At 53.3% G+C, this 11,992-nt stretch carries 8 protein-coding genes; 1 reads left to right on the plus strand and 7 read right to left on the minus strand.

Translation table 11 applies throughout. The annotated features are described in order from the left end of the window. Window positions 1–23 precede the first annotated feature (23 nt). Genes JL719_RS16605 through JL719_RS16620 form a run of 4 tightly spaced genes read right to left on the minus strand, consistent with a single transcriptional unit; the run spans window position 24 to window position 7,036 of the window. A complete protein-coding gene (locus tag JL719_RS16605) occupies window positions 24–2,672 on the minus strand; it encodes a PAS domain S-box protein (RefSeq protein WP_051669647.1) in 2,649 nt (882 codons plus the stop codon). After that, window positions 2,669–4,990 carry a PAS domain S-box protein gene (locus JL719_RS16610; RefSeq protein ID WP_051669649.1) on the minus strand — a complete coding sequence of 774 codons (2,322 nt, stop codon included), beginning with the start codon at window positions 4,988–4,990 and terminating at the stop codon, window positions 2,669–2,671. The genes JL719_RS16605 and JL719_RS16610 overlap by 4 nt, the downstream gene beginning before the upstream one ends. 17 nt (window positions 4,991–5,007) lie before the next feature. After that, window positions 5,008–5,928: a response regulator gene (locus tag JL719_RS16615; protein WP_033155396.1), complete on the minus strand. Its 921-nt coding sequence runs from the start codon at window positions 5,926–5,928 to the stop codon at window positions 5,008–5,010. Between the two features lie 7 nt (window positions 5,929–5,935). Further along, window positions 5,936–7,036, minus strand: a complete 1,101-nt coding sequence (locus JL719_RS16620; RefSeq protein ID WP_033155397.1) for a response regulator — start codon at window positions 7,034–7,036, stop codon at window positions 5,936–5,938. A gap of 298 nt (window positions 7,037–7,334) precedes the next feature. Between JL719_RS16620 and tgt the strand changes: the two genes are divergently transcribed. Next, window positions 7,335–8,444, plus strand: a complete 1,110-nt coding sequence (gene tgt, locus JL719_RS16625) for a tRNA guanosine(34) transglycosylase Tgt (RefSeq protein ID WP_033155398.1) — start codon at window positions 7,335–7,337, stop codon at window positions 8,442–8,444. A gap of 71 nt (window positions 8,445–8,515) precedes the next feature. On the opposite strand, the gene lpxB is transcribed toward tgt, so the two are convergent. The 3 genes from lpxB to JL719_RS16640 all read right to left on the minus strand — a co-directional run bounded on the left by lpxB (window position 8,516) and on the right by JL719_RS16640 (window position 11,777). Then, window positions 8,516–9,667, minus strand: a complete 1,152-nt coding sequence (lpxB, locus tag JL719_RS16630) for a lipid-A-disaccharide synthase (protein WP_033155399.1) — start codon at window positions 9,665–9,667, stop codon at window positions 8,516–8,518. Between the two features lie 61 nt (window positions 9,668–9,728). Continuing rightward, window positions 9,729–10,826 (minus strand): DegT/DnrJ/EryC1/StrS family aminotransferase, encoded by a 1,098-nt coding sequence (locus JL719_RS16635; protein WP_033155400.1) that lies wholly within the window; start codon window positions 10,824–10,826, stop codon window positions 9,729–9,731. Window positions 10,827–10,838: 12 nt separating this feature from the next. After that, window positions 10,839–11,777, minus strand: coding sequence for a Gfo/Idh/MocA family protein (locus tag JL719_RS16640; protein ID WP_033155401.1), 939 nt, complete (start codon window positions 11,775–11,777; stop codon window positions 10,839–10,841). Window positions 11,778–11,992 lie beyond the last annotated feature (215 nt).

An 11,992-nucleotide genomic window follows, 5' to 3' on the forward strand; every position in this document is an offset into this window, starting at 1 on the left:
GTAATACGCAAACCGGGCGCGTTTCATCCCGGAACATTCCCAACCGGGTTTGTGCCGGCTTGCTCTATAAACGCCAGCGGATAGGGGCGTTCCTGTCCCAGTTGCCCGGACAGCTCGTTGATGGTTTGTTTCAATGCGATCATGTCCATTTCCCTGCCGACCATGGCTCGGTTGAAACGCTGCAGGGCCTCAGTTTGCTCGCGCAGAGCAACCTCGGCGGCTTTGCGCTCGCTAATATCTAAGGCATAGGCCACACGCCTGATGGATTTGCCGTCGCCGGATTTGATAATAGTCACGTCTATCATCACCGGAAAACGACTGCCGTCCTTGCGTTGATGTTCCGCCTCAAATACCCCATGACAGGTCGAATCCAGAATATTGATCTGCTGTTTGATCTGTTCGACCCAATCGGCCGGATAAACCGTCATGACCGGTTTACCGATCAATTCTTCTCGGGCGTAACCACGCTCCTTAGCAAATACCGGATTCACAGCCAAGAACAAATTGCTCTGCGCGTCGGCAATCGCCAATCCGAATTCGGCGTTTTCGAATGCTTGCGCCCAGAGCTTGAGTTCGTTTTCAGTATTTTTACGTTCGGTAATATCGATACAAACCCCAAATACCCTTTGCGCCCGGCCCATATCATCGTAACTGGCTCCGCCCTTGCAATTTAGCCATCTGAAACGCCCCGGCTCCGCTTGCACCCGAAAATCAAAATCAAAAGTCCGATGCGCGGCAACCGCTGAATCTCGAAAATGCTCCAGCTCGACCAAATCGTCGGGATGCACGCGCTGGGAAAAAGCCGAGTAGTCCCCGGAAAAAGTGCCTGGCGCATAACCGAACATCGTCTCAAGTTCCGGAGTCCATTGCACTTTGTCGTTATCAATATGCCAATCCCAGATGCCGATATTGGCAGTACTTTGGGCCAGACGTAAGCGCTCCTCACTTTCGACCAAGGCCATTTCCGCCAACTTGCGCTCGGTGATATTGGTGTGAGAAACCACCGCGCCGCCTTCCCCAAATCCCAGAGGCGTGACGACCATGGCAAACCAACGCTGCTTCTGCGCGGAATGGCAGGCATATTCATACCTGAAGCGGGGAAGCCGGCCTTCCAGCACCGCCGACAATCCGTTGAATACGGCCTGCGACCCCTGCCGATAAGGACCCGATGCCTGCCGGCAAATCTGCAAATAATTGGTGCCTATGCTGCAAATATCAGCGGATTGCCCGCATGCCAGAGCATCATCCTCGGCAAACTGCTGCCAGGGTCGATTGACGGAGACAATCACACCATCGCGGTTCAGCACGGCGATGTTGGCGCTCACCGAATCCAAAATAGCCCGCTTAAATTCTTCGCTTTCGCGCAGCGAGGCATTCGCCGCTTCAAGCGCTTTGCGGGCCGCCAGCGCATCTTCCATCAAATTGAGTGCGGCTAGCCTGGCCTCGCGTTGCTTTTCCAGGGCCGCCCGCTGCGCCTCTTGCAGCGCAAGTTCGGCTTGTTTACGTGGGGTAACATCCTGCACGGTTCCATGCAAAGCCACGATGTTAGCCTGCTCATCGCGGACCGCTTCGCCGCGGGCCACTACCCAGCGATGCAGTTCGCCATCGTTCTGCATTTCCACCTCGCATTCATAAGGCAAGCCGTCGCTACAAGCCTGAGCTACGGCAGCTTGCAAGCGCTGCCAGCTATCGGGCTTAAAATATCGCCCAACCTCGTCATAGCCGGCTGGCGGTAAATGAGGGGCGCGGCCGAATAAACTGTATATCTGCTCCGACCACTTCGATTCGCCGGTGCGCAAGTCCCATTCCCAACTGCCCAAGGCGGCTAAACGCTGGGCGACTTTCAAAGCCATCTCGCTTTCATGTAGCGCCAGTAACGCTTGTTCACGCTGCTCTATGTTTTCCATGAGCAAGATAAAACACGCAGGGCTACCATCCGGCTTAAGCGCCACGGAAGCGCTTAATCTAATCCAGACAACACTGCCGTTCTTATGAATGAAACGCTTGTCTCCGGAAAAACTATTTATTTCTCCTTCACCTGTCGGCATCTGCAACAAATCGCCAAAATCCTCCCAATAGGTAATGTCCGAAAAATTGCTGCTTAGCAATTCTTCCAGGCTATAACCCACTATCTCGCAAAATTGGCGGTTAGCCTTCAGCCAACGCCCGTCCGGTGCCAATAAACAAATGCCTATCGCCGCTTGTTCGAACGTAGTCTGAAATAAGGTTTGGCTAACCTGCAGTTGGTCGCGCGCGTGCAGCAATTGTTGCCAGTGAGCATTCTCGCGTTGCCGGGTCCGCAGCAGGAATTCGCTAAGCAGGCTGATTAAAACACCATTGCCAATCAATAACGTCCATTGCACTACATCGTAAGGGCCGGCAATTGCCAAGCTGTAATAGGGAGGCAACAGTTGGAAATCGCTGACCATCGCCGCCATCAATGTCGCCAATAATCCAGGCCCCAAGCCGCCGAACAAGGCACTCACGATCACCGGAAACAAAAATAACAGCAACATCGGGCGCTCGCCAATGGATGCCGGCAAACACAAGCGAATTGCCAGCGCGGCCAATACCAGGACCACCGCCGACACGTAGGCGAGTCTTTGGCTGCTCCGGTAACGGGAACGCACCAACGCGGAAAATTCGCCTGATGGCGGCTCGGGGATACTCATAAACGGTCTTCTTCCGCAGCCGATGTATCGCCGCCCATTAATCCGTCCGCATTGCTTACTGATGTTCCGTGCGGTTTGAGAGGGTCCAAGCCGGATTCGGTGGGAACTTCAGCAAAATCATGACCAACAGCACTTTCGGGTTGGGTTGAGAGAAACGCCAATGTATAGGGGGGCTGGCGACCAAGCTGCGCAGACAGCTCATTGACCTGCTGCTTTAAATTAACCATGTCCAGCTCGCGGCCGACCATGGCCCGATTAAACCGCTCCAATTCATCATTCCGCGCTTTTAATTCCGCGGCCTGGAGATTAAGTTGGTCTTCGGCGGCTTTACGGGCGCTGACATCCAGAATAAAACCAATCACCGCCGGCCGGTTTTTGTAATCGAAGCTACGGCCATGTACCTCAACGTCAATGCTTTGGCCGTTGCGGTGTAAGCCTTCGAAACAGTAGTTAAGGTCTTCAATCTCGCCATCAAGGCGTCGACGCAAATTTTCCAACACCATCTGCCTGTCTTGCGGACAGACCAGATCAGCCACAGTTTTGCCGTCGATAATATCCTCGGTCCGCTGATAGCCGAAGATCCTGGCAAACCCTGGATTCACGTAAACAAATCGTGCGTCTTGAATAATATAAATGCCGGCCAGTGACTGTTCCACCAAACCGCGAAAGCGCGCCTCGCTCTCGCGCAGCTTCAGCTCGGCCTGTTTACGTTCGGTAATGTCCCGCGAGATACCGAACACCCCGATGGTTTTACCGTTTGCATCGCACAGCGGGCCTTTGGTGGTCAAGAAAGTTTTTGATCCGAATTGGGTGTCCAGCGTTTCTTCTTCCGTCAGCGTGATATTTTCCGCCATTACCCGGCGGCTAAACTCTTTCAAGTGCTCGGCCTGATATTGCGGAAATAGCGCGCTATCGTCCTGGCCGATGACTTCCTCGACCGGCTTGCCGACAAAATTAGCGGCGGCGGTATTAAACAAAATATACCGGCCGTCTAGGTCTTTAGCATAGATCGCGTCCACGGACAAATCGGAGATTGCCGCTAATAAATCAAGCGCCCGCAAACGCTCGGCTTGCGCCTTCTGCACCGCCGTGGCCAAGGCCAGGCTCTGACTTTGCCGCAACAGATAAAAACCGGCGCAGACGATAAAAATGGTCAAACTACCGACACAAACAATCCAGACGACTTCGCTTCTGGCTTTGCTGTAGATTTCGACCTTATCCAACTTAGTCAGTAACAGCCAGTCGGTACCGCTAATCGCCTGTACCAGACCGATGACGGAGACATTACGGTAATCCTTAGCTTCCAGGATGTTGTCGAGGCTCACCGGACTTTGCAGCGCCTTGCCGGCCAACAAGTTAGGCGTGTTGAGCGGCAAACGCAGCGAAGCTGCCGCATCCGGACGAAAACGCAGCGGATTCAGATAGAGAATCTCATCGCCGGCACGCCGAAACAACAAGGTTTCGCCGCTGCCGCTCGCCACAGGCCAACTCTCCAGAACCGGAAACAGCCACTCGCTGAGATCGATATGTAAAATAATCAGCGGCGCCGCTACCGGCTGCGCTGTCAGCGGCACCACCAAATCCAGCAGGACGCGCCCGCTATCATCTCTGTAGGGATTAACTAATTGGATTTGCCGCGATTTGGTCGACAACTCTGTAAGTTTTAGCAGCTCAGGCAACAGCGTGGCGGGAGCTTTCGCGGAACGCCATAAGCGTTCGCCATCGGGTCTAAGCAGACTGATAGCCGTGACTCCCCAGCTTTTGCGAAATTGTTCCAAACGGCTTTGCAGGCGTTCGGCACTTTGCAGATCCCCATCAATCTGCCAACGATGATACAAGTCGATGATAAATTCGCTGGTTTGGATAAAATCCGCGTCGCCGCGCCGTTCAGTCAGCCAGTCGCTGATTTGCCTGGACTTGAGGCCGGCGACCGCCTGAAGCCGGCCGAACTCTTCTTGGGTGTGTTGCTCGATCGTCAGCGCCGCGCTGGCAGCCATCAAAGCCAGGATGGCGACTATCAATAAGCCCAGCGACAACCAATGGCTACGCGGTGCCTGGGGAACGGTTTGCGGTTCGCTGTTTCGACCAAACCAGCGCCGCATCAAACCGTAGAGCAATAAAGAAGTCACCAATACATAAACCCAGCCTTTCAGCATGCTGGCTAGCGTCAGCTGGTCCGGATCTTTGAATACGTGGTGTACCAATTGATCCGATACCAAAATCCAGCTGGCGGCGAAGATGGCGTATACCAGTACGACGGCTAAGACGCTTTTGCGGCTGACCTGCGCTGAGTTTGATGGATCGTTATTCGACTGCATGAGCTTGCAAAGTCTAATTAATGGTCGAAGCCGTACAAAAAGGACACGCCGTTGACCACAGCTGTTACCGTGTTGCCGTTACCTTGATATTCCAGACGATCAAAGCTCATCAATCTGGCCATCGCGATACCGCGGCCATGCAAATCGAACACCCGTTCCGGGGAAAAATCCAGGAAGTCTTGCCAATCGAAACCGTCACCCTGGTCTTGAATGGTGAACACCAGCTTATCCGGCAGACGCTGGAAATGCACAGTAACAAAACGCCGGCTGAATTCCGGGAGTGTCAAACGTCTTTGAATTTCCTCCAGCCAGACTCCCGCCAGCATCAGTTCGCCTTTTTCCGCATAAGAAACCCCCAGATTACCGTGCTCGACCGCATTGACCATCAACTCCTGCAAACCCTGGATGACGCGCTCCGGCTCCGGACAAGATTGGGCTAAACAATGACTCAACACCTTGGCTTCATCGAGATCGCGAAAACGAAATACGGCGGATTGCACTAGTGACAAAGGACGCCCGGCGCGATTGGCTGTTTCGGACATTTCCTGCAACTCACGGCGTTGTTGCAGTGCGGCATTGATCACGGCGATCAAGATTTCCGGTTGAATCGGTTTGGTCAGATAGTAATAAGCCCCCTGACTAAGCCCTTCCTGGATGCTTCTTTTGTCGCTGCGGGCGGTCTGCAGAATCACTGGTATGGCAGCCAAGACCCGATCTCCCTTGATCAATCGCAGTAATTCCATACCGTTCATCCCCGGCAAGCCCCGGTCCAACAGCACCAGATCGTAGCCCATCCGGTCGTGCTGCAACGTTTCCCAGGCAATGCAGCCATTTGCGCAAACCGTCACCTGAAAGCCCTCGGCAGCGAGTAAATCCCGAATGATGATGGCGATGATTTCCTCGTCTTCAACCAACAATATACGAGCGTGTTGCGTCATGACTCATTTACTCCGGGATTGAATCGAGATGGCGTTGGGCAATAGCGCAGAATGAATCGAAATCGGCTAAAAATGCATCGGCTATGTCCGGATCAAAGTGGCGACCACGTCCCTCAGCAATAATAGTCTTGACTTCAGCAAAAGCCATGGGCTCTTTGTAAACGCGCCGGGAAATCAAGGCGTCGAATACATCCGCCAGCGCCATAATCCGCGCGGAAACCGGAATGGCATCGCCGGCCAACGCCTCCGGATAGCCGCTGCCATCCCACTTTTCATGGTGCCAATGCGCGATTTCCTTCGCCAAAATCAGAAACTCCACAGAGCGCGTCGCATCGCGTTCGGCCATTTCTATCGCATCGCTGCCCAATTTGGCATGGGTCTTCATCACCGCCCATTCTTCGGGAGTGAGTTTGCCTGGCTTTTGCAGGATCGCGTCCGGTATCCCGACTTTGCCAATATCATGTAAGGGCGCGGAGCGCGTCAGCAATTCGATGTAATGATCGGTCAATGTCGCAAAAAAGCGCGGATGGCTCTGCAAGGCCAGGGCCAAATGCTGGACGTAGCCTTGGGTGCGCAAGATGTGGTTGCCGGTTTCCGGATCGCGAATTTCCGCCAGATGCGCCAAGGCGCGAATGCTGACTTTTTGAATCAACTCGTTTTCGCTCATCCGTTTCGCTATTTCCATTTCCAAGTAGGTGTTTTCGTCGCGCAACCAATCTCTGGCCTGCTTTAACTCCAACTGGGTGCGGATCCGCGCTAAAACGATGGGCGGCAGAATGGGTTTGGTAATGTAATCGACCGCGCCGACATCCAATCCATGCAGCTCGGACTCCATGCTGTCCATCGCCGTGACGAATATCACCGGAATCGTGCGCGTGATAGGATCGGCGCGCAGATGCTCGAAGACTTGGTAACCGTCCATGCCCGGCATCATCACGTCAAGCAAAATCAAGTCCGGATAAGGCTGATTGGCGGCCATCTGCAAGGCTCTTTGCCCGGAGGTAGCGACGCGCACGCGGTATTGCGGTTGCAGTAATTCGCTGATGACGGTGAGATTTTCCGGAGAATCATCGACTACCAAAATGGTTTTGCTTTTAGTATCCAACATACTTCTCCCGATAACGGCCGATTATTGTTGTTATGGCCTGAAGAAAATTCATCAATTTTGCTAGTTTAAATAGTGAAATGAACAATATCCCGATAATAAACGGAATTACTAAACCTGAGGTATTTCGATAGAAAAGCTGCGGCAAGTGCCTCAAATTTATAACACAATCCGACACCAACAAGTTTTCTCAGGGGACAAAAGCCGCCACGCTCGCCTGTTGAACTCAAAACGACAACTCCACTGGCTTGCGGAACGAAAAGGACCGATAATTCCGCCTTTTTTCATTTGCCGGATTTGCATGGAATTCAAACTCAAAGCCACCGATGGTCACGCCCGCCGCGGTCAACTGACTTTTGCCCGCGGCGTGGTGGAAACCCCCATCTTCATGCCGGTCGGCACCTACGGCGCGGTAAAATCGCTAACCCCGGAAGATTTAAACGCACTAGGTGCACAAATCATTCTCGGCAATACCTTTCATTTGCTGCTGCGACCCGGTATGGAGGTGATGAAAGCCCACGGCGACCTGCACGACTTCATGCGCTGGCAAAAGCCTATTCTGACCGACTCGGGCGGTTTTCAGGTATTCAGCCTGGGCGCGTTGCGAAAAATCAGCGAACAAGGCGTGACATTCAAATCGCCGGTCAACGGCAGCAAAATCTTCATGGGCCCGGAAGAATCGATGCAGGTGCAGCGCGATCTAGGGTCGGATATCGTGATGATTTTTGATGAATGTACCCCATACCCGGCCACCTATCAAGAAGCCGCTGACTCCATGCGCTTGTCCTTGCGTTGGGCTGAACGCAGCAAGCGTGCGCATGAAGGTAACTCGTCTGCATTGTTTGGTATTGTGCAAGGCGGCATGTATCCGCAATTGCGCGAAGAATCGATAGCCGGGTTGACCGACATCGGCTTTGACGGCTATGCCATCGGCGGCTTGTCGGTCGGCGAGCCCAAGCACGAAATGCTGGCGACACTGGATGCGATCCACCAGAAAATGCCGGTGGACAAACCCCGTTACTTGATGGGCGTCGGCACCCCGGAAGATCTGGTGGAAGGTGTTAGGCGCGGTATCGATATGTTCGATTGCGTGATGCCGACCCGCAACGCCCGCAACGGCCATTTATTCACCCGCCACGGCGTGATCAAAATCCGCAACCAGCAATACCAATTTGATACCCGACCCTTGGACGAAGATTGCAGTTGCTACACCTGCCGAAACTACTCGCGCTCTTATCTAAAACACTTGGACAAGTGCAAAGAAATGCTGGGCTCCAGGCTCAACACCATCCACAATCTGCACTATTACCTGGAGTTGATGCAAGGTTTGCGGGACGCGATTGACGGGCAGACTTTCGATGAATTTGTTGCGGCGTTTTACGACCAACGCGGCAGCCGCGGATCGGTTTAAAAGCCGCCGTTACGTTTCAAAATACGGTGGTTTGCCGGCAAGCCGCCGGATGCTTTACCCGTGTTGAGCGGCTAAGCACCGCCCAACATCTCTAAGGCCAGTTGCGCCATATTTTTTGAGCCGCCGCCATCGCCGAGTTGGTGTTTGACGGCCTGCAACGCCGCTAGACAATTTTGCCGATAATCCCCGTCGTCCAACAGTTGCAGAATCTCGGCCGCCAAATTTTCCGGCGTCAGTTGTTCCTGGATCAATTCCTTGACGATGGTCTTGCCGGCAATGATATTCGGCAGCCCGATAAATGGAATTTTTACCAAGCGCTTACCCAGCCAATAGCTAAACGCCGCCAGCCGATACACAATCACCATCGGCACGCCGAGTAAGGCAATTTCCAGCGAGGCGGTGCCGGAAGTAGTCATCACCGCATCGCAGCATTGGATGACATCATAAGGCTGCTGTTTGATTACCTTAACGGCTAGCGAAGTGTTTACGAAATGCGCAGCCAATGCCGCATCGCTGATCGAATCGGCTTGCGGTAAGACAAACTGCAATTCCGGCCGCTGCGCGGCCAAACTAGCCGCCGCTGCCAACATCACCGGCAGGATACGTTTGATCTCGTTGCCGCGGCTGCCAGGGAGTATGCCGACGACAGGCCGATGGGGGTCCAGGCCGAACAACTCGAAATCCTCGGAGCGACTGCCCTGCGGATGGACTTTATCTACCGAGGGATGGCCCACATAACGGACCGGGACATTTTCGGCTTCGTAATAGCGGGTCTCGAACGGAAAAATCACCGCCATCATGTCGATGGCCTTGCCGTAGGTCACCACCCTGCCCGGCCGCCAAGCCCAAACTTGCGGACTGACGTAAAACAACACCTTCACGCCTTGGCTTTTTGCAAAGCGCGCCAGCTTGAGGTTGAACTCTTTGTAATCGACGCAAACCAGCAAATCCGGTTTTTCATCGCGAATGATCTGTTTCAGTAAATTCAATGCGCGGCGGATCTCGCCGTAGTGCTTCAAAATTTCCACCAAACCGATCACGCCGATGCCGGCCGAGTCGTAGCGCACGTCGATACCGGCCTGGCGCATTTTGCTGCCGCCCATGCCGATGCCGCGAATCGACGGACAACGCTGTTTCAGTTCCAGGAACATATTGGCGGCGTGTTGCTCGCCGGAGGATTCGCCGGCGCTAAACAGCACCGTGTAGGCAGATTGATTGGTCATTTGGGAATAGTTGGTGGGCTGCGCGGTGCTTAGCCCACCCTACATTAATGCGTTTTGGAATTTACGCTGGGAAAACGCCGCGAATCACTTCGACAATTTGCTTGACGGTATCGTCGCTCAGATTGGAACAAATCGGTAAAGAGAAGCAACGCGCCGCAACCGACTCGGTAACTGGCAGGGAAAGGCCTGCGCACTCTTCTTTAAACACATTCTGTTGATGCAGCGGTACCGGATAGTAAACGGCACAACCAATCTTCTGCTCTTGCAAGGCTTTCATGACCTCGTCGCGGCGGTCGGACAACAAGGTGTATTGATGATAGACATGCACACCAATGCCGTCTTCATAAGGCGTAGTCAAGGGCAAATCGGCCATCAGATCAGAATACAAATGCGCGGCATGGCGACGAGCGGCATTGTATTGATCGATGCGTTTTAACTTAGCGCGCAACACCACGGCCTGTAGCTCGTCCAGCCGGCTGTTGTAGCCTATCACGTCGTGGTAGTAGCGCACGTCCGACCCGTGATTGCGGTATTGCTTGATCTTGGCCGCCGTCGCGTCGGAATCGGTCGTCACCAAGCCGCCGTCGCCGAAGCAGCCCAGGTTCTTGCTGGGAAAGAAACTAAAACCGGCTGCATTGCCGAAACTACCGGTTTGCTTGTTGTAGACGGTCGCGCCGAAGGATTGCGCGCAATCCTCGATCAGTTTCAAATCATGTTTTTCGCAAATGGCTTTGATGGCCGGCAAATCGGCAGGTTGGCCGAACAGATGCACCGGCATCACCGCCTTAGTTTTGGCTGTGATGGCTTTTTCGATATTTTCCGGGGTGATATTGAACGTGCCCGGATCGATGTCGACAAACACCGGTTTGGCGCCGACGTATTTGATTGCTTCTGCGGTGGCAATAAAAGTAAATGCGCTAGTAATGACTTCGTCGCCCGCGCCTATGCCTTCCGCCAATAAGGCTAAATGCAATGCATCGGTACCGGACGCGCAACCGATGGCATGTTTAACGCCCAGATACGCAGCGGCTTCTTTTTCAAAAGCCTGCACATTCGGCCCCAGGATAAACGCGCAATTGTTAAGGGTTTCGGTGAAACCGCCGACGATTTCATCTTGAATTTCCGCATACTGCGCTTGCAGATTGACCATGGGGATCATAGTGTCAGCCCTTTATCGATGGGTTAAAAATTTGGTGATTTCTATTGCGGTAGCCAGGGCTTTGCGGCCCGCTTCGCCGGGAACCAGCGGATTTTCGCCGGTCTTGATGCAATTGACAAAATGTTTAATCTCATCAAGCAAGGCATCGCCGCTTTCGAATACCGATTCCTCAGTGACAATTTCTGGAATACCGGGAAACATTTCCTTCTCACCGGTTCTATGTTTAATCAAGACCCGATTCTGAAAGTCCACGGAAATGTAGGAACACGGCCGAAACATGCGCATTTTGCGTTCCATTTTCATGCTGATCCGGCTGGCGGTGACGTTGGCCACGCAACCATTTTTAAAGGTGATGCGGGCATTGGCGATGTCGGTGCCCTGGGTTAATACGGCGGTGCCGCTGGCGTCGATTTTTTCCACTTCCGAATCGACCAGCGCCATGATGATGTCGATGTCGTGAATCATTAAATCCAGCACCACGCTCACGTCATTAGCGCGCGGATTGAACGGCGACAAGCGGTGCGACTCGATAAACAGCGGTTTGTCTTCCATTTTCTCCAAACCGCGTACGGCCGGGTTGAAGCGTTCCAAATGCCCGACCTGCAGAATGACGTTTTTTTCCTTGGCAATCGCGATCAGTTCATCGGCTTCTTCTACGGTAACGGTGATCGGCTTTTCCACTAGTACATGCGCACCGGCATTCAGAAAGTCTTTGGAGACGCTGTGATGGTAGCTGGTGGGCACCACAACACTGACCGCATCAACCTTGCCGAGTAATTCATGGTAATCCGTTAAAGCTTGGGCGCCAGTTTTTTCGGCGACTTGTTGTGCCGCCTCGGGATTGATGTCAACCACCGCCACCAACTCGCAATCCTTTAACGATGCGTATTTTTCCGCATGAAATTTTCCTAAATATCCGGCACCTATCACGGCACATTTCAGTTTATTCATAAACGACCTAAGCTTGATTCGCGGTTTCCCAGCCTTTGACAGACGCGCGCCGGGCATAAAACCGTTCATTGTAACATTAGATTCTGTGTTGAATAAGCCGCACCATCATTCGCAAACAGATCGGCGAATGATTAACCCGGCCCTTAAATACCATCCGCCTTGATGCCATTGAGGGGACTGAGTCTATCGAAGGACAAACCACTCCAGGCTTTGAC

It is taken from the genome of Methylomonas sp. LW13, assembly GCF_016865255.1.
Lineage (GTDB): Bacteria > Pseudomonadota > Gammaproteobacteria > Methylococcales > Methylomonadaceae > Methylomonas.